The organism is Pseudomonas izuensis (assembly GCF_002356535.2).
Taxonomy (GTDB): domain Bacteria; phylum Pseudomonadota; class Gammaproteobacteria; order Pseudomonadales; family Pseudomonadaceae; genus Aquipseudomonas; species Aquipseudomonas izuensis.
This window is the reverse complement of record NZ_AP017423.2, coordinates 2,073,543-2,095,061: the sequence shown is the minus strand read 5'-3', so window position 1 is coordinate 2,095,061 and position 21,519 is coordinate 2,073,543. Positions and strand designations below refer to the sequence as shown.

Below are 21,519 nucleotides of genomic sequence, written 5' to 3'. Positions count from 1 at the left end.
TTTTTTACATCACGGGGTAGCGGATGCTACCTGCGTGCAAAGTTCGTGGATATCTTTGGTCACCTGGTCCCGGTTCGGCCATGCCTGCAAATCAAGATCAAGATCCTTGAATTGACTTGAATCAAAGACCGGCGTCTTGATGCCAGCCTTGCGTTGCTGGTCGTAATCACGCAGCAAACGCATCCCGACATTGAACAACAACGCCAGGGCAATCAGATTCACGAAGGCCAGCAGCGTCATAGTGATATCGGCAAAGGCAAAGACCGTTTCCAGATTCTGGATGGCTCCCCACAGGATCAGCAGCAACACTAGCCCACGATAGATCATTATGGGAGCGCGCTTATCCCCCAGCAGAAAACGCAGATTATTTTCGCCCAGGTAGTAGTTGTAGAGGATCGAAGTGAACACAAACAGAGCCAACGCCACGCTGATAAAAGTGCGTCCCCAGTCTCCAACTACAGCAGCAAGCGCATTCTGGGTGAGTACCAGCCCATCACCTTCAAAACCCGGCATGTAAAAGCCCGACAGCAGAATCAACAGCGCCGTGCAGGTACAGATCACAAAGGTATCGAGGAACACGCTGAAGGCTTGAACCACACCTTGAGCTGCCGGGTGATCCACTTTCGCCACCGCAGCCACGTTTGGTGCACTACCAAGCCCCGCCTCGTTGGCAAATACCCCACGCTTAACGCCCATCACAATGGCACTGCCGACCAGACCGGCAAAGGCCTGATCCAGACCGAAAGCGCTTTTGAAAATGGTCACCAGCATGCCCGGAACATGATCAAACTGGAGCACGATCACATAGACAGTGACACCGATGTAAGCCAGCGTTTTAACAGGCACCAGCAGATCCGAGACAGCAGCGATTCGCTTGATGCCGCCTATGAAGACCAGGCCAAGCAGTACGGCAATCGTAATGCCGGAGTAGGCTGTAGAGAAACCGAAAGCATTATTCAGTGAGTGAGTCACCGCGTGGGATTGCAGCCCATTGAAGGCGAAACCAAAGGTCACCAGCAGCAGCAAGGCCATGACCTTGCCCAGCCACGCTTGCTTCAGCCCGTGCTGGATGTAATACGACGGCCCGCCCCGGAACTGCCCATTCGCATCACACCGTTTGTACAACTGCCCCAGGCTGCATTCAAAGAAGCTGGTGGACATACCGACCAGGGCCGTGACCCACATCCAGAATACGGCGCCCGGGCCGCCCAACGTTACGGCTAACCCGACACCTGCGATGTTACCTGCACCTACACGACCAGCCAGGCTGAGCATCAATGCCTGGAACGAGCTGATCTGGCCTGCACTTTTTTGCACACTATCGCGGAACGCGCCGAACATATGAAAAAAATGGCGGAATTGGACAAAGCGTGAACGCACCGTGAAGTAGCCGCCCAGGCCTACGATGAGCACGATCAGGAGCTTGCCGGAAAGAAAACTGTTAATGACTTCAAGCATGGGTCGAACCTCTTGTTGTTATAGGTACACGAATTTCAGGCACGCACGCGCCTGCACACATCGCCGCCCGAAAGCAGCGAGTGACTGAACCAGCATTTGAATTTCAATTTCGCGGCCTTACAGGGCTTCCGTGAAAAATCTGGAAGCCCTCAGGACGACCAGACTCACCGCGTAAGGCTGCTCGACTGGAAATCGGCGATCTGTTGCCACATCGCGATGGGGTTGGAATACATCGGGAAATGCCCGCAATCAGGAATGGGCGCCAGCCGCACACCTTCGGCCTGGATATGCGGCAGATAGGACAATGAGGCGTTCTGTTCGCCATACATGAACATTCGAGGGCATTCCAACCCGAGGAACTTACCCATCAGGTCGGCGTTATCGGAGAGGTCGACCATTGACTGGAAAATTCCCCGTACCGCACCGGCACGAACCTTGTGCCGCAAGCTCGCGGAATAAAGTGCACTGGCATAGGCCGGGGCGTGGCGGGCACGTTCGATAAATGCCGCGAAAAACGCCTCGGGATCGTTGCTCGGATAGTCAACAATCTGCCGGCTGAGGAAGCAGTCTTCCGGGGCGATGTTGCCCTCGATATCGACGAAGCTGAGTACCCGGCCCGGGAACTGATGGGCCAACATTAGTGCGGTCAACCCACCCATGGAGTGGCCTACCAGATGGAAGCGCTCAATGCCGTAATGCGCCAACACCTGCAATGCCGTCTGCATCAGAAAGGGTATGGAAATTTTGGAAAGGTCATTGCACTGGCTTTCACCGCAACCCGGTGCGTCGTAAGCGATGAAGGGGTGACCAGAAAATGCTGGCTGCTGCACGATGTCGGCATAGTCTTCTTTGGTCGAACCAAAACCATGCAGGAACACAATCGGCGCCAGGGATCCCTCGCGATGGATGGCAGCCACGTTCAACTGAACACCCTCCACCGTCAGAGGGAGTTGCACGTGACTGAAACTTTCTGGTGAGGGCACGTTATTGACTCCTTGAGCGAAAAGGAAGCGCCGGGGCAGGTTCGCCGGCAACCAGGCCTACAATTTCAAGGGAATCTTATGTTCTGTAAATTCCTAATCAGGGAACACTTTCATACGTCAAACCTATCAAACGATGAACGCACATATTGGCCGACTTATGCCTTGGTACGGAAACGGTCTACCACTTCCTCCACCAGCGGATTAGGCCGATCCGCATTCCAGGCCATAGCAGTGGTCACGACATTAAGCTTCTGGTTAAGCGGTCGAAATACCACATTGGCCGGGGCCATTTTTTTCAGCGAAGCCGGCACCAGTGCGATGCCCTGACCGTAGCTGACAAAGGCGATTTGCGAGGCCACAGAGCGCACTTCATGCAACACGCGAGGGGAGAAGCCACTGGCTCGGCAGGTCGCGATCAGATTGTCGAAATAGACCGGGCTGACCTTTCGAGAAAACATTACCAAGGGCTCGTTGGAAAGGCTGGACAAACTGATTCGGGTGCGCAAAGCCAAGGTGTGATCACTGGGCAAAGCCACCACCAGGCGATCCTCCAACAGCGGCAGTGACTTGATCGAGACACCCAAATCACCATCCAGGCGGGCGAACGCCAAGTCGATATCTCCGGCTTCCAGCGCCGGCACGGCTTCAACACTGTCGATTTCCCGCACGGACACGGTGAGGTGCGGGTAGTCGTTCTTCAATTGCTCGATCAAACCTGGCAAGACATCGAACATCGCCGTGGAAATCGCTCCAATGGTCAACATCCCCGACTGCCCCGCCACTGCCTCTTCCACGGCCAGTTCCAGGCGCTCAAGTTGGTCGGCGAACTTACGCACGGCCGGCAGAATCGCCGCCCCCACCGGCGTCAACTTTGCACCACGTCGCGAGCGATCAAACAACTTGACCTTGAGGGCCTGCTCCAGCACTTGAATTTGCTCGCTCAACGGCGGCTGGGACATTCCTAAACGCTTGGCCGCGCGGCCAAAGTTCTGTTCTTCAGCGACCGCCAGGAACAACCAGAGATGACGAATCAGACGAAAGTTGATCATGATTAACCCATAGGTTTAACGTATCTAATACTTCTGTGATTAGTAATATACCTATCAAACGCTCTAATCGACACTGAGTCCCTCGTCACTAGAGGGACTACCCCATGATCCATGAGAGTTTGCTAAATCGCTTGGCAGCGCTGGATACCAACACGGTGTCCGATGCGCTCGACTTCCTTGGCCTGCCTGGTGCCACTGTGGGGCTGCGCCCACTGTGGAACTGCCCAAAAATCGTTGGCCGCGCCAGTACGGTACAACTGGCCCCGAAGTCTGACAGTGCACCTACAGCGCATCTGATTACCCCAGTGGTTGAACAGATCGACAGCGACGACCGAGTACTGGTGATCGCAGGCGGTATCGAGGGCATCTCCTGCTGGGGCGACATCCTGGCCAACGCGTCGGCCCGAAAGAAAGTACGCGGCACTGTGATCGATGGTTTCAGTCGAGACATCGACGGCAGCGAATCGATTGGCTACCCGGTTTTCGGACGCGGGATCACCATGATCAGTGCCCGCAATCGAGTCATACAGATCGACGCGGCCGTGACCATAAAAGTCGCTGGAGTCGACGTAAGTGAAGACGACTATGTCATTGCCGATACCTGCGGAACTGTGTTCGTCCCACAAGCCTATATTGAGAAAGTGGTCGATCTTGGCGAGCGCATCGTCCGCCGCCAGGACGCAATGGTCGAGGCAGTGCGCAGCGGCCGTTCGGTAGCCGAGGTCATGCATGACACCCAATTCGAAGCGATTCATGTGGAGCACGCCTGATGAATCTTGAAGATCAAACCCTGGTCGCTTTATTTGAAGGCCTCGACACCCCTGGCGTCTCCGATGCCCTGGACAAACTAGGCCTGCCCGGTCAATGCCTCGACGTGGCGCCGCTGGACAACTACAGCAAGGTCATCGTCGGACCGGCCTTCACTGTGCAGTACGTCACGGCTAGCGTACCGCCTGGCACCGTGGGCGATTTCATCGAAGACGTGGCACCCGGTGATGTGGTGGTCATCGACAATGGCGGCCGTACCGACTGCACCGTCTGGGGCGACATCATGACCCAGTACGCCGGTAACCGGCAGATCGCGGCAACGGTCATCGACGGCGTTTGCCGTGACGTAAACAAAGCGCTGGGCGAGGGCTATCCGATCTTCAGCAAAGGCCGCTTTATGCGCACTGGCAAAGACCGCGTACAAGTTCAATCGGTGAACCATCCAGTGTCTGTCGGCACAGCCCGAGTCTGCTCCCGTGACATCGTGGTCGCCGACGCCAATGGCGTGGTTATCGTCCCCCGCGCTCGTGCAACTGAAGTGGCTGCCTGTGCTCGTCAGATCGAATCGGTCGAAGCCGACATTCGCGCCCTGATCGCTCAAGGAAAAACCCTTAAAGAAGCCCGTGCTGAATTGGGTTACCACAGCTTGCAGAGGAAAGTCTGATGACCACGCTCCCCCTCCCCCTGAATTTCCACGAACGGGCAAAAGTGTTGGGCAGCTCGACGCTTTATGAAGCGTCCCACCTTCCTTGCGCGGTCGACAGTGCGATCCGTCCCGTTTGGGACGGCGCCTTCATCGCCGCCCCCGCCTACCCGCTGGAATGTTCGCCGGGTGACAACCTTGCCCTGCACCTGGCCATGGAACGAGTACCTCGTGGCAGCGTATTGGTTGTAGGCACAGGTAGCTTCATCGCCGGTTACTGGGGCGAAGTGCTCACAGTGGCGGCCGAAGCCGCTGGTGTGGTCGGTCTTGTCATTGATGGCGGCGTACGAGATATAGCAGCCATGAAGAAACGCCAGTTCCCGGTCTTTGCCCGTGGAATATCGGTGAAAGGCACCGTCAAGGTAAGCGCGCCCTCAGTTGGACAACCCTTTAACTTCAACGGTGCTTTCGTGGCTCAGGGCGATCTGGTTGTGGCCGATGAAGACGGCGTGATTATCCTTCCCAAGGCTGATGCGGCACGCACCCTGGCCGAAGGCGAGGCACGTGCGAACAAGGAAGCGCTGATGATGCAGGCATTGACCGAAGGCCGCTCAACACTGGAACTGATGAACCTGACCGAGTGGAGAACCCGCGCATGAGCGCCGTTATTCAACGACTGAATCAACGTCTGGCCAGCGCACAACCATCAGCCACTTATCGGATCATGGACCGTGTAGCGGAACGCCGGGCACAAGGTGCGAAGATCATTTCGCTATGCGCCGGCGAACCAGATTTCGATACGCCCAAACATGTTCGCGAAGCGGCTGTCGCCGCCATCGAAAACGGCCATACCCGCTACACACAAGTTGCCGGAGTACGTTCACTTCGAGAAGCGGTGGCGGCCAAGTTCCGTCGCGAGAATGGCCTGGATGTCAGCTGGCAGGACACCCTCGTCTGTAACGGTGGCAAACAGGTGATCTACAACGCCTTGGCTGCGACCCTTAATGAGGGCGATCAGGTCATCGTGCCGGCGCCCTACTGGGTGAGCTATCCGGAGATGGTTCAATTGTGTGGAGGTGAAGCCAGAATAGTGACTTGCGATGCAAGTGTCGGCTTCAAGCTAACACCACCGGCGTTAGCCGCGGTGATTACGCCGCAGACCCGCTGGTTGATCCTCAACTCGCCATCCAACCCGACCGGCGCGGTGTACAGTCGAGACGAACTGAAAGCTTTGGCTGAGGTGTTGTTGGCTCATCCCCATGTGCTAATTCTGGCTGATGACATCTACGAGCATCTGATCTTCGACGATCAAACATTCCATACCCTGGCCCAGGTCGAACCGCGGCTAGCACCGCGAATACTGACCATGAACGGTGTATCTAAAGCCTATGCCATGACCGGTTGGCGCATCGGTTTTGCTACGGGACCACGCTGGCTGCTGGAGGCAATGGAAAAACTGCAAGGTCAGCAAACCTCTGGCGCCAGCTCAATCTCGCAACAGGCTGCCCTCGCTGCTTTGGAGGGCCCCAAGGACTTCATCCGTGAAAGCCGTGCCGCTTTCCAGGGCCGTCGCGATTTGATGGTGGCGCTACTGAACAACACACCAGGTATTGAATGTGCTAGTCCCGCAGGAGCTTTTTACGCGTTCGCTTCCTGCACCGGATTGATCGGCCGTATCTCACCGGGTGGCCGAGTACTGCACACCGACGAAGATGTTGCACATGCGTTACTCGATGAAGCAGATGTAGCGGTGGTGCATGGCAGTGCTTTCGGCCTGGGTCCTTACATTCGTATCGCCTATGCGTTGGATGATGCTTCATTGCGCCAGGCCTGCGAGGCGATCCGCACGTTCTGTATGAGCCTTCGTTAATCTGTCGTTGATAACCAACCCGGCCAAGGCCGGGTTTTCTGTTTATAAGTTGCAAAAACTCGATTGTTTTGCTCGATAATCAACAACTTTTTTTCAACCGAGCCTGAGAAATGATCACCTTCAAGCAACTGGAAGCTATTTACTGGATCGTCGAACTGGGTAGCTTCGAATCCGCAGCAATGAAATTAAACATGTCCCAGTCGGCTATCTCCAAGCGTATTCAGGAGTTGGAAGATGCCTTCGACATGCCGATTTTTGATCGTTCCAAACGCAGTGCGCGCCTGACAGAAAAAGGCACGGAACTGTTCGAGCAGGCAACGGAAATTCTGCGTCAGCGTGATTACCTTCTTGAACGCATCAGCTCCAAAGAAGTGCTGGTTAGGCGCTTTCGCATCGGCGTCACCGAGTTGACCGCCATGACTTGGCTGCCGGCTCTGGTGGAGGGTATACGTGCTGCTTATCCCAAAGTAGTACTGGAGCCCTCGGTCGAACTCAGCACCGAACTGGTGGCAAAACTTGAGAACGACCAGCTCGATCTAATTATCGTCCCCGACGTCTTTGCCGACGCACGTTTCGTCAGCACGCCGCTGAATTCGGTGGAGAACGCTTGGATGTGCGCTCCTTCGTTGCATCAGGGTGACGAGATCATGAACATACAGGCCATTTCTTCATACACCGTTCTTACTCAAGGCGGCGGCTCCGGCACCGGGCTGATTTACGAACGCTGGTTTGCCGAAAATGATGTTCGGGTCAACCGTACAATCAAAAGCAATTACCTGATTGCCCAGTTGGGGCTGACCCTTTCCGGTGTCGGCGTCAGCTACCTACCTCGTCAGTGTCTTTCGCCGCTGGTGGATCAGGGCCGGCTACAGGTCATCGAAACTGAGCCTGCACTACCTCCGATCCATTACATCGCCGTACACAGAGCCGACCGTCTTCAGGGACTCAGTGTCGAGGTTGCACGTCTGGCAGCACGCTGCTGTGATTTCAGCCGCATGGTGTGGTAACGCTGACCCCAGAACCAGAATAAAAGCGATGTTTTTTCATAGATAAATATCGCTAATAGTACGAAGCGACCTTTCTTACTATGAACGCATGGCCCACAAGGGTTCAGTCGCTGATAGAGGTCGCTATGTCATTGCCCGGTTCACGTATTTACCCTTCTCCACCTCAGGTCTCACGCTCGCTACTGGACGCTTTTCAGAGCGTCGTCACCCCGCATATCAGTGACAACCTCGGGCGGCACATCGGTGCCCGAGGGCTGACTCGCTATAACCACACCGGCAAACTAGTGGGCACAGCCCTGACGGTGAAGACTCGCCCCGGCGACAACCTTTACATCTATAAGGCCCTAACGCTGATCGAACCGGGGCATGTATTGGTGATCGACGCCCAGGGTGACGAGACCAATGCGGTCATCGGTGAGCTGATCAAGCTGTATGCGCAACAACGTGGCTGCGTCGGTTTTGTCGTCGACGGCGCCATCCGCGATGTCGCCAGTTTTGAAGAAACGCCTTGCTATGCCCGCAGCGTGGTGCATTGCGGCCCTTACAAAAGCGGCCCGGGAGAGATCAATGTCCCAGTGTCAATCGGGGGGATGGTCATCAACCCGGGCGATATCATTGTCGGAGACGAAGACGGGCTGGTTGCCTTCTCTCCCGAACACGCCGAACAGGTGTTGTTCAAAGCACGAGAGCATGATGCTCACGAACAGCAAGTAAAAGCTGAAATCGCCACCGGTGCTGTTGATCAGTCATGGCTAGACAAGGTTTTGGAAAAGGCCGGCCTCGCGAACTGAAGAATGCTCCCCAAGCGCGCAATGCCACAACCGGGCCCACAGCCCGGTTTTTTTTCGCCTGATCAATGCTACGACTGCGCTTTTCCGAGCAACGCCATTCCATCAAAAAAAGTGATCTGTTGTCAGGAGTATTTGTCGCTTTTTTTGTAGTTTCACAATCATTACTTTGGCCGGATAACGCCACCAGAAAAATAAGGTCCGCCCAATGTCTATGCCTGAAGTCATAAAACCAGCTGTGCGCAGCAATTACCGCTGGGTAGTCGCTGCCCTGATTTTTCTGATTTACACCATCGCTGCCGCAGACCGGGCTAACCTGGGCGTAGCGCTTCCGTTTATTCGAAAAGAATTCGAGATGAGTAACGCCGAGGCTGGCGGCCTGATGAGTCTGTTTCTGCTGGCTTATGCTTTGGCACAGATCCCGTCAGGCTTCGCCTTTGGGCGTTTTGGGGTCAGCCGGATTCTGCCCGGTGCGATGGTGTTGACCTCTCTACTGACAGGCCTGGTGGGTACAGCCAGTTCATTGCTGGCACTTAAGCTTTATCGCCTGGGCTTGGGCGTCGCCGAAGGCCCACTGCCGATCAGCATGACCACTACCATCAACAACTGGTTTCCAGCGCGGGAAAAAGGCACGGCCTCTGGGATCTTTCTGTCCGCCGTGAAGTTCGGGCCGGTGATTGTGCCCCCCCTGTGCGCAGTGATTATTTCGGTCTGGGGCTGGCGAGAGATTTTCTACTTCTTTGCCGTGCCCGGCATCGTACTGGCCATAGTCTGGTATTTCCTGGTTACGGACCATCCCTCAAGAAGCCGTTTCGTCAACGCGTCTGAGCTGAGCTATATCGTCGAAGAAACCAGTAGCATTGAAGCCAGCCAGCAAAAGCTCCCTCGGAAAACTCCAGCCTGGATGGGTAAACTTGATCGAGTCATACGTGCTCGCCATGAGGCGCCTCTGGAGTCCAATCGGCATGTATTCAAGTCCTGGAATATCTGGGGCTGCGCAACCAGCTATTGCTTTCAGTTGGGCGTGTCGAGCGTGCTGCTGGCCTGGATTCCTACCTACCTGATGACCGTCAAACAGTTCTCGATCATGAATATGGGATTGGTGTCGGCTGCGCCATGGGTGGGTGCCGTGCTCGGCAATCTGCTGGGTGGTTTCTGCTCGGATCGCCTGATGGGTGGGCGACGTAAACCCGGCATGTTGCTGTCCGCTATTGGCACATCGCTAATGATGTACCTGCTGATCAATTCGCCCGCCGAACCCCTGCCCTACGGCTTATTGCTGATGCTGACCGGCGTTGTGCTGAGCCTTGGGTTCTCCTCCTACATGGTTTACCCGATGGGGCTGACCACCAAAAAAACGTTCCCCATTTCTAACGCCATCGTAAATATGATCGGTCAGTTGGGTGCGGCGGCAACGCCTTTCATCACTGGGTTGCTACTAGACAACTATGGCTGGAACTACGTGTTCGCCTGGCTAGCGGTTGGCTCATTCATCAGTTTCATCATCTTGCTGACTATTTCGGAGCCTCGGCCGAGATTGAACATCCCGGTTTGAAGTGCATAGCGAACGAAGCCGAGCCGATCATGTGAACGGCTTCTGTCTGAACGATTCCATCATCGCCATGAGGTGTTACACATGTCCCCGCAAGACAAAGAGTTAGTTGCCCTGTTTGAAGGCCTGGATACTCCAGGTGTGTCCGACGCCTTGGATAAACTGGGCCTGCCTGGCCAGTGCCTGGGAGTCATGCCATTGGACAACTATCGGCAAGTGGTAGTCGGGCCGGCCTTTACCGTTCGCTATGTCACCGCCAGTTGCCCACCGGGAACAGTCGGTGATTTCATTGATGATGTGGCTGAAGGCGACGTGGTAGTGATCGACAACGACGGGCGCACCGATTGCACCGTATGGGGCGACATCATGACTCAATACGCCGGAAGCAGACGGATTGCAGCGACCGTTATTGACGGTGTTTGTCGGGATGTCAGCAAGGCACTCGGTGACGGCTACCCACTGTTCAGCAAAGGCCGGTTCATGCGCACCGGGAAGGATCGCGTCGAAGTCGAATCTGTCAATCAGCCGGTGTCCATCGGCCAGGCCCGCGTGTGTGCCAGAGACATCGTGGTCGCCGATGCCAACGGCGTGGTAATCGTGCCACGGGATCGAGCCCATGAAGTGGCCGCCTGTGCCCGCTCAATCGAAGCGGTGGAATCGCACATTCGCACCTTGATCGCTGAAGGCAAATCCCTCAAGGAAGCCAGAACAGTGCTGGGCTATCACACCCTGCAACGCAAGTCTTGATCGTCCCCTTACCTCCCTTTCCCTTTGCCCTCACCGCCTGCCCACGACAGTGCGCTGTGAGGGCTTTTTTACTTTTGCATCCAGATTGATCGATATCAGTTCTGTACTGTTCCGTCAGCCAAGCATCATCAAGCTATACAAAATGGGCATATCTCAAAGACAAAAACGGTAGTCGTAGTTCGGTTCCAGCACTCCCAGAATGTGTGAAAACACAAAAGCAGCACTGCTTGGGAGATGGGTATGTCAACAGAAGCTGAACAAACCGTGGGACAGGATTGGCAGGAGGACGTGTTCCGCGTGCTCAAGGCCCACAACGTCAAACACGTGGTCTTCGTACCAGATGCAGGCCATTCGGCGGCTATCCGTATGTCCTATGCAGACCCCGATATCAAGGCCGTCGTCCTCACCACCGAAGAAGAAGGCATCGGCTACCTGGCAGGTGCTTGGCTGGGTGGCGAGCGCGGTGCCCTGTTGATGCAATCAAGCGGCGTAGGGAACTGCATAAACACCTTGGCACTTCAAGTCTGCGCCGGCTTCCCGCTTTTAATGGTCGTCACCATGCGAGGCGACTGGGCCGAATTCAACGCGTGGCAGAACCCTATGGGTCAGGCAACGGAAGCCTCTCTGAACCTGATGAAGGTCATGACCTGGCGCGCGGATGTCCCGGAAGACGTCGCTCCCCTTCTACACGGTGCCGCGACCATGGCATTCAACGGAGATTCCTCCACTGCCCTGCTGCTGGGTCAGCGCCTGATTGGAGAAAAGAAATGGGTCAAGTAAGCGCAAACCACACCCTGTGCCGCCGCGAAGTGGTGAAAACTCTCCTGGCCGACCGTAAGGACGTGCTGGTCGTAACCGGTCTGGGATCGGCGTCCTATGACGTCATGGCTGCTGGTGACAATGATCTGAATTATTACCTCTGGGCCGCCATGGGCAGTGCCATTACGGTTGGCCTGGGCCTGGCCAATGCACAGCCTGACAAGTCGGTTGTTGTCGTCACGGGTGACGGTGAGTTGCTCATGGGCTTCGGCGCCCTGGCCACTGTCGCCCTGCAAAAACCCGCCAACCTGACCATTGCAGTGTTGGACAACGGTCACTTTGGCGAGACCGGCATGCAGGTCAGTCACGCGGGTTTCGGCATCTCTCTGGATCAGGTCGCCAAGACCTGCGGCTTCAGCTGGACCGATGAAATCCGTGACATGGAAGGCGTCCACAACTTGCGTGAGCGCTTCGCCACCCGCGATGGCGTCAAGCTGGCAACCATAAAGATCAAGGCCGAGAACCCGCCACGGGTGCTGCCGCCACGTGATGGTCACTACGTCAAAAATCGCTTCCGGGCCGCATTGGGTTTCAACCCGATCTGATCCCCCTGTGCCCGGACTTCGTCACGCGGGGCCGATGTCGTGCGTGACGCGTTGAGGAGAATAATAATGACTGACCGTAACTCTGAAGAACTCAATGCCATCCGCGAGGGCGTGCGCGCCCTGTGCGCCGAATTCGATGCCGCTTACTGGCGCAGGATTGACGAAGAAAAAGGCTTCCCGGAAACCTTCGTCAAAGCCCTGACTGACGCTGGTTGGCTGGCGGCGATGATCCCGACCGAATACGGCGGATCGGGCCTGGGACTGGCCGAAGCGTCGGTGATCCTGGAAGAAGTGAATCGCTGCGGCGGTAACTCAGGCACCGTTCACGGGCAGATGTACAACATGTTCACCCTGCTGCGTAACGGCAGCGAGGCGCAGAAAAGCTATTACCTGCCAAAACTGGCCAGCGGAGAATTGCGTCTGCAATCGATGGCAGTGACTGAGCCTACTACTGGAACCGACACAACAAAGATCAAAACCACAGCGGTCAAACGCGGTGACAAGTATGTAATCAACGGGCAGAAGGTATGGATCTCGCGCGTCCAGCATTCCGATCTGATGATCCTGCTCGCGCGTACCACGCCTTTGGCCGACGTGAAGAATAAGTCCGAAGGCATGTCGATCTTCCTTGTGGACCTGCGAGAGGCCATTGGTAACGGCCTCACCGTGCAACCAATCGCCAACATGGTCAACCACGAAACCAACGAGTTGTTCTTCGACAATCTAGAAGTTCCCGCCGATAGCCTCATCGGCGAGGAAGGCAAAGGTTTCCGCTACATCCTGGATGGCCTGAATGCTGAACGCACACTGATCGCCGCCGAATGCATTGGCGACGGTCGCTGGTTTATCGAAAAAGCCAGCGCCTATGCACGTGATCGCGTCGTGTTCGGACGCCCTATCGGGCAGAACCAAGGCGTTCAGTTCCCCATCGCTGAAGCACACATTGAAATCGAAGCGGCTGACCTGATGCGCTGGCGTGCTTGCGAGGAATACGACAGCGGCATCAACGCCGGGGCCAGCGCCAACATGGCCAAGTACCTGGCGGCGAAAGCCTCTTGGGAAGCCGCCAATGCGTGCTTGCAGACCCACGGCGGTTTTGGTTTTGCCTGCGAGTACGACGTCGAGCGCAAATTCCGTGAAACCCGCCTGTATCAGGTTGCTCCCATCTCCACCAACCTGATCCTGTCGTATGTTGCCGAACACCTGCTTGAACTGCCGCGCTCCTTCTAAAGGAACAGCGTAAAGCCCAGTGCGTCGGCTTGAGCAGGCGCGACTGGGGAGCCATGACAAGAGAGATAATAATCATGAGCCAACCCAAAGGTATCCGTCCACTCGATGGGATTACCGTCGTCAGCCTTGAGCATGCGATTGCAGCGCCCTTCTGCACCCGACAACTGGCCGACCTTGGTGCGCGTGTGATCAAGGTCGAGCGCCCTGGCGCGGGAGACTTCGCCAGAGGTTACGACCAACGCGTGAACGGTCTTGCCTCGCACTTCGTCTGGACCAATCGCTCGAAAGAAAGCCTGACCCTCGATCTGAAACAAGATTCGGCCACCGAGGTGCTGGACAGTTTGCTGGCCACTGCCGATGTCCTGGTGCAGAACCTGGCGCCGGGTGCGGCAGCACGAATGGGACTTTCATTTGAGGCTTTGCATCAGCGATTTCCACGCCTGATTGTCTGTGACATTTCAGGCTACGGCGCAGGCGGACCCTATGAAAAGAAAAAAGCCTATGACCTGTTGATCCAGAGCGAAGGCGGATTCCTGTCGGTCACCGGCGGACCGGGTGAGGAAGAAATGGCCAAGGCCGGTTGCTCGATTGCTGACATCGCGGCCGGCATGTACGCCTACACCGGAATTCTGTCTGCCTTGCTGATGCGTGGACGCACTGGCGAAGGTAGCCACATCGATGTGTCCATGCTGGAAAGCCTGGTCGAGTGGATGAACTACCCGATGTACTACGCCTACGACGGCGCTACACCTCCGCCTCGCGCCGGAGCCGCGCACGCCACGATTTACCCGTATGGTCCCTTCCCCATCGGTGACGGAACCACAGTGATGCTGGGTTTGCAGAACGAGCGAGAGTGGCAGCTGTTTTGCGACAAGGTACTGCTTACTCCTGAACTAGCGAAAGACGAACGTTTCTCTGCCAACTTCAAGCGCGTCGAAAACCGCCAAGCACTGCGGGCACTCATCGTTGAATCGTTCTCCACACTCAATTTCGATGCCGTGTTTGATCGGTTGGAGCATGCGCAAATTGCTAATGCTCGGGTCAATGACATGCAAGGTGTTTGGAACCATCCGCAACTTCAGGCGCGTGATCGCTGGCGGGAAGTCGAAACCTCTGCCGGCACCGTTCCTAGCTTGGTACCTCCAGGCAGCAACAGCTCATTCGAGCCACGTATGGATGCCGTACCGGGCCTCGGTCAGCACACCGAACAGGTGCTCAGGGAACTGGGGCTGGGTACGGATCGTATTGAACAAATGCGCGCAGCCGGGGCGATTTAGCCTTGATCTGAAAACAAAAAGCTTGCCTGCAACGATCAAAGTTTTTGAGAGAACACTGCCCAATGAAGATCCTGGTAGCTGTGAAACGAGTAGTCGACTACAACGTGAAAGTTCGCGTGAAGGCGGACAATTCCGGTGTCGACCTCGCCAACGTCAAGATGTCGATGAACCCATTCTGCGAAATCGCAGTGGAAGAAGCCGTACGCCTGAAAGAGAAAGGCGTTGCGACTGAAATCGTCGTCGTCTCCGTCGGCCCGTCCACCGCTCAAGAGCAACTGCGCACCGCGCTGGCTCTGGGTGCCGACCGCGCCATCCTCGTCGAATCCGCCGAAGACCTGACTTCGCTGGCCGTTGCCAAACTGTTGAAAGCTGTTGTCGACAAGGAACAGCCTCAGCTGGTGATCCTTGGCAAACAAGCCATCGACAGCGACAACAACCAGACTGGCCAGATGCTCGCTGCATTGAGCGGCTACGGTCAGGGCACGTTCGCTTCGGAAGTCGAAATCAGCGGCGACAGCGTGGGTGTTACCCGTGAAATCGACGGCGGCGCGCAGACCGTTTCCCTGAAACTGCCGGCCATCGTCACCACCGACCTGCGTTTGAACGAGCCGCGCTACGCGTCCCTGCCAAACATCATGAAAGCCAAGAAGAAGCCTCTCGAAGTGCGGACTCCGGACGCTTTGGGCGTTTCCATCACCTCCACCAACAAGACCGTGAAAGTCGAAGCGCCTGCTGCACGCAGCGCGGGTATCAAGGTCAAGTCGGTGGCTGAACTGGTCGAGAAACTGAAATACGAAGCGAAGGTAATCTAATCATGACTATCTTAGTTATTGCTGACTATTCAAATGACCAGCAGGACAACAAAGTGCTGGCTCCAGCCACGCTAAACACTGTGGCGGCCGCTACCAAAATCGGTGGTGACATCCACGTGCTGGTAACCGGCGCATTCGTGGGTGCCATAGCTGAAGCCGCGGCAAAAATTGCTGGCGTGGCAAAAGTGTTGGTGGCCGACAACGCTGCATACGCCAACTTGCTTCCAGAAAATGTCGCCCCTTTAGTCGCCAGCCTGGTGATCGAGCAGCAATCGATTTACAGCCATGTCCTAGCCTCCGCCACCTCCAACGGTAAAAACATCTTACCGCGCGTTGCCGCTCAGCTGGATGTTGACCAGGTCTCCGAGATCATCTCGGTCGAAAGCGCTGACACCTTCAAGCGCCCGGTCTACGCCGGTAACGCCGTCGCTACCGTTCAGTCAAACGCTGCGGTCAAAGTGATCACCGTGCGTGCTACCGGTTTCGACCCGGTTGCCGCTGAAGGTGGTTCTGCTTCCGTGGAGTCGGTTGCTGCTGCTCACGATGCTGGTATCTCCAGCTTCGTCGGCGAAGACCTGGCCAAGTCAGACCGTCCGGAACTGACCGCTGCCAAGATCGTCGTTTCCGGCGGTCGCGGCATGCAGAACGGCGACAACTTCAAACACCTGTACGCCTTGGCCGACAAGCTAGGCGCTGCCGTAGGTGCTTCCCGCGCCGCGGTCGACGCAGGTTTCGTACCCAACGACATGCAGGTCGGTCAAACCGGCAAGATCGTTGCTCCACAGCTGTACATCGCCGTCGGTATCTCCGGCGCGATCCAGCACCTAGCCGGCATGAAAGACTCCAAAGTGATCGTTGCGATCAACAAGGACGAAGAGGCGCCGATCTTCCAGGTAGCCGATTACGGGCTGGTGGCGGATCTTTTTGAAGCGATTCCAGAAATGGCTGCGCTGGCCTGATCACTGACCGACTGGAGCAAATAATATGAGCAGTTCCGATTTTTCCGCCTGGATTGGACGACGTCAGGAAAGCCAGGACCAGATCAGTTTCACTCTGGTCAGACGCATTGCCGCGACATTGGGCGAGTCGGCTCCACAACCCGGTGAGCCACTGCCACCGCTGTGGCACTGGGCATTTTTTCAGGAGCCGGTGGGTGCCAGCGAACTGGGGCCGGATGGCCATCCAGCGCTTGGGGGCTTTTTGCCGCCGGCCCATAACCGCAACCGCATGTGGGCGGGCAGCCGAATTGAGTTTTACCAGCCGTTAAAGGTGGAGGCTGAAGTGACCTGTGTATCGACCATCCTCAACGTCGAGGAGAAGCACGGTCGCACGGGTTCCTTGCTGTTCGTCACGGTACGTCATGAGTTTTTCCAGGGCGGAAAACTCGCCCTGCAAGATGAACAGGACATTGTTTACCGAGAACCTACCCCGCCCAAACTGCACGGCACCGAAACGTTACCTGAAGGCCAGTGGCAGGAACGGATCGAGCCATCCCCCACCCTGCTGTTCCGTTACTCCGCAGTCACCTTCAATGGCCATCGAATTCACTATGACTGGCCTTATGTGACAGAGATCGAAGGTTATCCAGGGTTGGTGGTACATGGTCCATTGATCGCAACGTTGAACTTGCGTGCCTTCACCAAAGCGCATCCAACTGCGCGCCTGGAGCGTTTCACTTTCCGTGGAATACGGCCGCTGATTTCGCCACAGCCTTTCGAGGTGGGCGGACGTCTAATCGAAAACGGCAAGGCACAGGTCTGGGCTGGCAATCAGGACGGCACAGCACAAGTCGGAGAGATCGAGTTCAGCAATGGAGCAACGTCATGAGCAAATCAATTGTTCGCTCCGCCCTGTTTGTACCGGCCACTCGACCAGAGCGCATCCCAAAAGCTATTGCCACCGGTGCGGATCGGGTCATCGTGGACTTGGAAGATGCCGTGCAAGAAAACCTCAAGGAGCAGGCGAGGGATAATCTTGAGGCGTTCCTGAGCGAAACCCCGGATGCGCGGATTCTGGTCCGTGTGAATGCCCCGGATCACTGGGCTCATGTTGCGGATCTGGACCTTTGCCGGCGCCACGCCGGCGTGATCGGAATTCTGCTACCCAAAGCAGAAAGCGCGAAACAGGTAACCACTGCTGCGGGTACCGAAAAACCGATTTGGCCAATCATCGAAAGCGCCAAGGGCTTGTCAGCACTCAACGAGATTGCCGGCACTCTAGGCGTTGAGCGCTTGTCGTTCGGTAGTCTGGATCTGGGTCTGGACCTGAACCTGACTACTGGCAGCCCTGCCGCTGAAGAAATCCTTAGCCATGCTCGCTACGCCGTTTTGCTCGCCACCCGAGTTGCAGCGCTCGCTCCAGCGTTGGACGGCGTGTTTCCGTCGATTCAGAACACCGCAGGGCTGCTGCGCGCTGTTCATTTTGCACGCGACATGGGCTTTGGTGGCGCGCTGTGTATCCATCCAACCCAAGTCACGATCATTCATCAGGCGCTAAAACCCAGCCAGGAAGAATTGCATTGGGCGCGACGCATTATCGAAGCTGCTCGCTCAGGTGAAGGTGTTTTCGTGCTGGATGGGCAAATGGTCGATGCGCCGGTCATAGGTCGCGCGCAATCCATTTTGGCTCGCGCGATCTGATTCAACACCGGCGCTGTTGCTTAGAAGCTATGCATCCACTCCCACCCAGCAGGACGGTGTCATGACTAACGTTTCCAGCCTTACCCATGCCATTTCGATCAACCCCGCCAATGGTGAGCAGATCGGCCAGTACCCCTTCGAATCCGCAGCGGAACTGGAGGCGTCACTGACACGTGCGATTACAGGGTTTTCCATCTGGCGTAGCCAACCCGTCGAAATGCGTTCGCAAGCACTGATCACTTTGGCAAGGGCATTACGCGACAACGCAGAAACGATGGCGAAGATGATCACGCAAGAGATGGGCAAACCCACAACTCAAGCGCGCGGTGAGATTGAAAAGTGTGCGCAGCTCTGCGAGTGGTACGCCGAACACGGCCCCGCCATGCTGACCGCCGAACCCACTCAGGTTGAGGGTGGTAAGGCACGAATTGAATATCGTCCCTTGGGTCCGATTCTCGCCGTTATGCCTTGGAACTTTCCCATCTGGCAGGTGCTGCGCGGTGCCGTTCCAGCGTTGATTGCCGGAAATACCTACGTCCTAAAACATGCGCCGAACGTGATGGGATGCGCCTACCTGCTGCAAGATGCGTTCAAGCGCGCCGGGTTTGCCGAAGGTGTGTTTGAAGTGATCAATGTCACACCCGACGGTGTATCCACCGCGATAAAAGATACTCGCATCGCAGCGGTCACGCTCACTGGAAGCGTCCGAGCGGGCATGGCTATTGGCGCGCAGGCGGGTGCAGCCTTAAAGAAGTGTGTGTTAGAACTGGGTGGCTCAGATCCCTTCATTGTGCTCAACGACGCCGACTTGGACGAAGCTGTCAAAGCCGCTGTAATTGGCCGATACCAAAACACCGGACAAGTCTGCGCGGCTGCCAAACGCTTAATTGTCGAGCAAGGCGTTGTCGAGGAGTTTACTCGCAAGTTTGTCGAATCCACCTCCAAGCTGACCATCGGCGATCCACTGGCCACAGACACTTACATAGGCCCCATGGCCCGCTTTGATCTACGCGATGAACTAGATCGTCAGGTGCTAGACACCCTGGAAGAAGGTGCGACCTTGTTGTTGGGAGGCAGAAAGGCCGTAGGTCCTGGCAACTTCTACGAGCCTACGGTATTCGGTGATGTCACCGACCAGATGACCTCTTTCAAACAGGAATTGTTTGGGCCCGTTGCCTCGATCATCACCGCACGGGACGCCGTACATGCACTGGAACTGGCCAACAACAGTGAATTCGGGCTTGCCTCGACCATCTACACACGCAATGTCGAACTGGCGCAGAAGCTGGCCGGCGACCTGGAAACCGGAGGCGTATTCATCAATGGCTATTGCGCAACCGACCCACGCGTCACTTTCGGCGGCGTGAAGAAAAGCGGTTTTGGTCGTGAACTGTCGCATTTCGGTGTGCGCGAATTCTGTAATGCGCAGACCGTCTGGTTGGACCGGCACTAACAATTAGCAAGTCGCCAAGCCCAGCGAGAACGTCCGCTGAGCCAAAGATGGGCGAGTCAGAAAAAGGCTCGCCTCACACCTATGAGGAGCTTTTGATGCGAGTCATCCCTGCAATCCTGGGCGTTACTCTGACTGCTGCGTTAACTTTCACGCCAGTGATGGCTGCCGAACTCACCGGTACACTTAAAAAAATCAAGAACTCGGGGACCATAACCCTGGGCCACAGAGACTCTTCAATTCCGTTTTCTTACTTCGCCGACGCTTCCGGTAAACCAGTTGGCTACTCCCATGACATCCAGTTGAAAATTGTCGACGCTATCAAGCAAGAACTGGATATGCCCGAGCTGAACGTACGGTACAACCTGGTGACGTCACAAACGCGCATCCCGCTTGTGCAAAACGGCACTGTCGATCTGGAGTGCGGCTCTACTACCAATACCGAAGAAAGGGCGCAGCAAGTCGAATTTTCAGTTGGCATCTTCGAAGCCAGCACTCGACTGTTGGTCAGGAAGGATTCGATCTACAAAGACTTTGACCATCTCAACGGCAAGAACGTCGTGACAACTGCTGGCAGCACTGCCGAGCGGATGCTCAAGGTAATGAACGCCGAGAAAAAAATGAACATGAACGTCATCTCTGCAAAGGACATTGGCGAGTCTTACCAAATGCTGGAGTCCGGCCGTGCCATTGCCTTTATGCAAGACGATGCACTGCTGGCAGGCGAGATGGCCAAGGCTAAGAAACCAGAGGACTGGGTGGTCACAGGAACGCCGCAATCCAATGAAATCTACGGCTGTACAATGCGTCGAGGTGATCCAAGTCTCAAAAAAGTCGTCGATGATTCGATCAAAGCCCTTTTCGTCTCAGGTGAAATCAACGCGATTTACGATAAATGGTTTACTCAGCCTATCCCCCCTAACGGCTTGAACCTGAAATTCCCCATGAGTGCAGAACTCAAGACAATTATTGCTAAACCCACGGACCAACCTGCACCAGTAAAATCCCAGTAATCGTTGTATTGTAAAAAATTGATCAACATGTAAACGCCAACCTCAACGCTCCGATCAACCCAATGTGACCACCAATACGGCCGGCGATAATCAACCACGACAGCAACGCTGCGTAGGTGAATATCGGCACTGGCACCATTCCGCGCAGCGGGTTTCTGGCGTGATCCGCTGCGCGGGAGTAGGCCAGCAATAGTCTGCTTTGGACCTCGATCTTCAGGCAGCAATCGGCCATAAGCAGTCATCGGGCTTAGTGTTAGCGCTGCTGTTTATGCGAGCCGTTTAGACAATGGAGCTAATTCGTGATAGGACTTGCCTCCCGGTCCGCGGCTAGCCACGGCCACCTAGCGCAGGCGCAGAGTAATCGATGAGTTCTCGGATCGCGGTAATGCCCCCAATGGGTGTTGCGACTTAACAATTTCGTGGATGGGGTTAAGCAATGAAAGGGATGATCAGCCTTGTGGACTTTATCAAGGAGGTTAAACAGGAACTCCGTGCCGCTGTGGATAAAGAAGATCCATTTTTCGAAATGGGAGATGTGGAACTAGAGGTCACCTTCGCCTTGGACGCAACAGCTAAGGCAGGTGCAAAGTTGTTCGTCGTTGACATCGGCGGAGAGACCAAAGCCACCTAAACGCATAAGGTCAAGGTCATGCTTCATCCCTTTGTAGAGGATGATGCCACCCCACAGATTCCTGCGCAGCACGCCAGAAAACGGTCAGGATCGGATACTTCATATAAGAGTTCAAAGCAGAGAAAGGGTAAAACGACTGAACCACACTCGACCAGAGCGCGTGTAGCACCTACAGCACACAAACCAAGCGTCCCCGCGACTCCCACCCCCGTGGCGCGACGCAGGCCCCCTGCTGGCT

Annotated in this window: 22 protein-coding genes; 19 read left to right on the top strand and 3 right to left on the bottom strand. The window is 55.9% G+C overall.

Annotation, left to right across the window (positions count from 1 at the left end; translation table 11 throughout):
- Window positions 1–9 precede the first annotated feature (9 nt).
- The 3 genes from LAB08_RS09500 to LAB08_RS09490 all read right to left on the bottom strand — a co-directional run bounded on the left by LAB08_RS09500 (window position 10) and on the right by LAB08_RS09490 (window position 3,490).
- Window positions 10–1,458, bottom strand: coding sequence for an alanine/glycine:cation symporter family protein (locus tag LAB08_RS09500; RefSeq protein WP_096512470.1), 1,449 nt, complete (start codon window positions 1,456–1,458; stop codon window positions 10–12).
- A 164-nt stretch (window positions 1,459–1,622) separates the two neighbouring features.
- The gene (locus tag LAB08_RS09495; protein WP_096512471.1) at window positions 1,623–2,441 is read right to left on the bottom strand and encodes an alpha/beta fold hydrolase; all 819 of its coding nucleotides are present in this window, start codon (window positions 2,439–2,441) and stop codon (window positions 1,623–1,625) included.
- Window positions 2,442–2,596: 155 nt separating this feature from the next.
- A complete protein-coding gene (locus LAB08_RS09490; RefSeq protein ID WP_096512472.1) occupies window positions 2,597–3,490 on the bottom strand; it encodes a LysR family transcriptional regulator in 894 nt (297 codons plus the stop codon).
- 104 nt (window positions 3,491–3,594) lie between these two features.
- On the opposite strand from LAB08_RS09490, the gene LAB08_RS09485 reads away from it, so the two are divergent.
- The 19 genes from LAB08_RS09485 to LAB08_RS09395 all read left to right on the top strand — a co-directional run bounded on the left by LAB08_RS09485 (window position 3,595) and on the right by LAB08_RS09395 (window position 21,281).
- Window positions 3,595–4,260, top strand: coding sequence for an RraA family protein (locus LAB08_RS09485; RefSeq protein WP_096512473.1), 666 nt, complete (start codon window positions 3,595–3,597; stop codon window positions 4,258–4,260).
- Window positions 4,260–4,922 (top strand): RraA family protein, encoded by a 663-nt coding sequence (locus LAB08_RS09480; RefSeq protein ID WP_096512474.1) that lies wholly within the window; start codon window positions 4,260–4,262, stop codon window positions 4,920–4,922. Before LAB08_RS09485 ends, LAB08_RS09480 begins: the two co-directional genes overlap by 1 nt.
- Window positions 4,922–5,560 carry an RraA family protein gene (locus LAB08_RS09475; RefSeq protein ID WP_096512475.1) on the top strand — a complete coding sequence of 213 codons (639 nt, stop codon included), beginning with the start codon at window positions 4,922–4,924 and terminating at the stop codon, window positions 5,558–5,560. The genes LAB08_RS09480 and LAB08_RS09475 overlap by 1 nt, the downstream gene beginning before the upstream one ends.
- Window positions 5,557–6,771, top strand: coding sequence for a pyridoxal phosphate-dependent aminotransferase (locus LAB08_RS09470; RefSeq protein ID WP_096512476.1), 1,215 nt, complete (start codon window positions 5,557–5,559; stop codon window positions 6,769–6,771). The genes LAB08_RS09475 and LAB08_RS09470 overlap by 4 nt, the downstream gene beginning before the upstream one ends.
- Before the next feature lie 110 nt (window positions 6,772–6,881).
- On the top strand, window positions 6,882–7,778 hold the full coding sequence (locus LAB08_RS09465; RefSeq protein WP_096512477.1) for a LysR family transcriptional regulator: 897 nt from the start codon (window positions 6,882–6,884) through the stop codon (window positions 7,776–7,778).
- A gap of 125 nt (window positions 7,779–7,903) precedes the next feature.
- On the top strand, window positions 7,904–8,569 hold the full coding sequence (locus tag LAB08_RS09460; RefSeq protein WP_096512478.1) for an RraA family protein: 666 nt from the start codon (window positions 7,904–7,906) through the stop codon (window positions 8,567–8,569).
- A 205-nt stretch (window positions 8,570–8,774) separates the two neighbouring features.
- Window positions 8,775–10,121 (top strand): MFS transporter, encoded by a 1,347-nt coding sequence (locus LAB08_RS09455; RefSeq protein WP_254007510.1) that lies wholly within the window; start codon window positions 8,775–8,777, stop codon window positions 10,119–10,121.
- A gap of 81 nt (window positions 10,122–10,202) precedes the next feature.
- The gene (locus LAB08_RS09450) at window positions 10,203–10,865 is read left to right on the top strand and encodes an RraA family protein (protein ID WP_096512480.1); all 663 of its coding nucleotides are present in this window, start codon (window positions 10,203–10,205) and stop codon (window positions 10,863–10,865) included.
- A 240-nt stretch (window positions 10,866–11,105) separates the two neighbouring features.
- Window positions 11,106–11,645, top strand: a complete 540-nt coding sequence (locus LAB08_RS09445) for a thiamine pyrophosphate-binding protein (protein WP_019579805.1) — start codon at window positions 11,106–11,108, stop codon at window positions 11,643–11,645.
- On the top strand, window positions 11,633–12,229 hold the full coding sequence (locus LAB08_RS09440) for a thiamine pyrophosphate-dependent enzyme (RefSeq protein WP_059405613.1): 597 nt from the start codon (window positions 11,633–11,635) through the stop codon (window positions 12,227–12,229). Before LAB08_RS09445 ends, LAB08_RS09440 begins: the two co-directional genes overlap by 13 nt.
- A gap of 66 nt (window positions 12,230–12,295) precedes the next feature.
- Window positions 12,296–13,459: an acyl-CoA dehydrogenase family protein gene (locus LAB08_RS09435; RefSeq protein ID WP_096512481.1), complete on the top strand. Its 1,164-nt coding sequence runs from the start codon at window positions 12,296–12,298 to the stop codon at window positions 13,457–13,459.
- 74 nt (window positions 13,460–13,533) lie between these two features.
- Window positions 13,534–14,736 carry a CaiB/BaiF CoA transferase family protein gene (locus tag LAB08_RS09430; RefSeq protein ID WP_172901621.1) on the top strand — a complete coding sequence of 401 codons (1,203 nt, stop codon included), beginning with the start codon at window positions 13,534–13,536 and terminating at the stop codon, window positions 14,734–14,736.
- Between the two features lie 62 nt (window positions 14,737–14,798).
- Entirely contained in the window at window positions 14,799–15,548 is a 750-nt protein-coding gene (locus LAB08_RS09425) for an electron transfer flavoprotein subunit beta/FixA family protein (protein ID WP_096512483.1), read from the top strand.
- A 2-nt stretch (window positions 15,549–15,550) separates the two neighbouring features.
- Window positions 15,551–16,507: an electron transfer flavoprotein subunit alpha/FixB family protein gene (locus tag LAB08_RS09420; protein ID WP_096512484.1), complete on the top strand. Its 957-nt coding sequence runs from the start codon at window positions 15,551–15,553 to the stop codon at window positions 16,505–16,507.
- 25 nt (window positions 16,508–16,532) lie between these two features.
- Window positions 16,533–17,375 (top strand): HTD2 family dehydratase, encoded by an 843-nt coding sequence (locus LAB08_RS09415; protein ID WP_096512485.1) that lies wholly within the window; start codon window positions 16,533–16,535, stop codon window positions 17,373–17,375.
- Window positions 17,372–18,187, top strand: coding sequence for an HpcH/HpaI aldolase/citrate lyase family protein (locus tag LAB08_RS09410; RefSeq protein ID WP_096512486.1), 816 nt, complete (start codon window positions 17,372–17,374; stop codon window positions 18,185–18,187). Before LAB08_RS09415 ends, LAB08_RS09410 begins: the two co-directional genes overlap by 4 nt.
- Window positions 18,188–18,248: 61 nt before the next feature.
- Window positions 18,249–19,640, top strand: a complete 1,392-nt coding sequence (locus tag LAB08_RS09405; protein ID WP_096512487.1) for an aldehyde dehydrogenase family protein — start codon at window positions 18,249–18,251, stop codon at window positions 19,638–19,640.
- A 95-nt stretch (window positions 19,641–19,735) separates the two neighbouring features.
- Window positions 19,736–20,650 (top strand): transporter substrate-binding domain-containing protein, encoded by a 915-nt coding sequence (locus tag LAB08_RS09400; RefSeq protein WP_096515486.1) that lies wholly within the window; start codon window positions 19,736–19,738, stop codon window positions 20,648–20,650.
- Window positions 20,651–21,086: 436 nt separating this feature from the next.
- Window positions 21,087–21,281: a trypco2 family protein gene (locus tag LAB08_RS09395; RefSeq protein ID WP_157755729.1), complete on the top strand. Its 195-nt coding sequence runs from the start codon at window positions 21,087–21,089 to the stop codon at window positions 21,279–21,281.
- The last annotated feature ends 238 nt before the right edge of the window (window positions 21,282–21,519 follow it).

What these genes read in the sequence shown, in the direction of transcription:
- LAB08_RS09490 (WP_096512472.1), bottom strand. Translation starts at nt 3,490, where the DNA reads ATGATCAACTTTCGTCTGATTCGTCATCTCTGGTTGTTCCTGGCGGTC.
- LAB08_RS09415 (WP_096512485.1), top strand. Translation starts at nt 16,533, where the DNA reads ATGAGCAGTTCCGATTTTTCCGCCTGGATTGGACGACGTCAGGAAAGC.
- LAB08_RS09500 (WP_096512470.1), bottom strand. Translation starts at nt 1,458, where the DNA reads ATGCTTGAAGTCATTAACAGTTTTCTTTCCGGCAAGCTCCTGATCGTG.
- LAB08_RS09445 (WP_019579805.1), top strand. Translation starts at nt 11,106, where the DNA reads ATGTCAACAGAAGCTGAACAAACCGTGGGACAGGATTGGCAGGAGGAC.
- LAB08_RS09485 (WP_096512473.1), top strand. Translation starts at nt 3,595, where the DNA reads ATGATCCATGAGAGTTTGCTAAATCGCTTGGCAGCGCTGGATACCAAC.
- LAB08_RS09470 (WP_096512476.1), top strand. Translation starts at nt 5,557, where the DNA reads ATGAGCGCCGTTATTCAACGACTGAATCAACGTCTGGCCAGCGCACAA.
- LAB08_RS09480 (WP_096512474.1), top strand. Translation starts at nt 4,260, where the DNA reads ATGAATCTTGAAGATCAAACCCTGGTCGCTTTATTTGAAGGCCTCGAC.
- LAB08_RS09420 (WP_096512484.1), top strand. Translation starts at nt 15,551, where the DNA reads ATGACTATCTTAGTTATTGCTGACTATTCAAATGACCAGCAGGACAAC.
- LAB08_RS09410 (WP_096512486.1), top strand. Translation starts at nt 17,372, where the DNA reads ATGAGCAAATCAATTGTTCGCTCCGCCCTGTTTGTACCGGCCACTCGA.
- LAB08_RS09400 (WP_096515486.1), top strand. Translation starts at nt 19,736, where the DNA reads ATGCGAGTCATCCCTGCAATCCTGGGCGTTACTCTGACTGCTGCGTTA.
- LAB08_RS09395 (WP_157755729.1), top strand. Translation starts at nt 21,087, where the DNA reads ATGAAAGGGATGATCAGCCTTGTGGACTTTATCAAGGAGGTTAAACAG.
- LAB08_RS09405 (WP_096512487.1), top strand. Translation starts at nt 18,249, where the DNA reads ATGACTAACGTTTCCAGCCTTACCCATGCCATTTCGATCAACCCCGCC.
- LAB08_RS09435 (WP_096512481.1), top strand. Translation starts at nt 12,296, where the DNA reads ATGACTGACCGTAACTCTGAAGAACTCAATGCCATCCGCGAGGGCGTG.
- LAB08_RS09455 (WP_254007510.1), top strand. Translation starts at nt 8,775, where the DNA reads ATGTCTATGCCTGAAGTCATAAAACCAGCTGTGCGCAGCAATTACCGC.
- LAB08_RS09430 (WP_172901621.1), top strand. Translation starts at nt 13,534, where the DNA reads ATGAGCCAACCCAAAGGTATCCGTCCACTCGATGGGATTACCGTCGTC.
- LAB08_RS09475 (WP_096512475.1), top strand. Translation starts at nt 4,922, where the DNA reads ATGACCACGCTCCCCCTCCCCCTGAATTTCCACGAACGGGCAAAAGTG.
- LAB08_RS09425 (WP_096512483.1), top strand. Translation starts at nt 14,799, where the DNA reads ATGAAGATCCTGGTAGCTGTGAAACGAGTAGTCGACTACAACGTGAAA.
- LAB08_RS09450 (WP_096512480.1), top strand. Translation starts at nt 10,203, where the DNA reads ATGTCCCCGCAAGACAAAGAGTTAGTTGCCCTGTTTGAAGGCCTGGAT.
- LAB08_RS09465 (WP_096512477.1), top strand. Translation starts at nt 6,882, where the DNA reads ATGATCACCTTCAAGCAACTGGAAGCTATTTACTGGATCGTCGAACTG.
- LAB08_RS09440 (WP_059405613.1), top strand. Translation starts at nt 11,633, where the DNA reads ATGGGTCAAGTAAGCGCAAACCACACCCTGTGCCGCCGCGAAGTGGTG.
- LAB08_RS09460 (WP_096512478.1), top strand. Translation starts at nt 7,904, where the DNA reads ATGTCATTGCCCGGTTCACGTATTTACCCTTCTCCACCTCAGGTCTCA.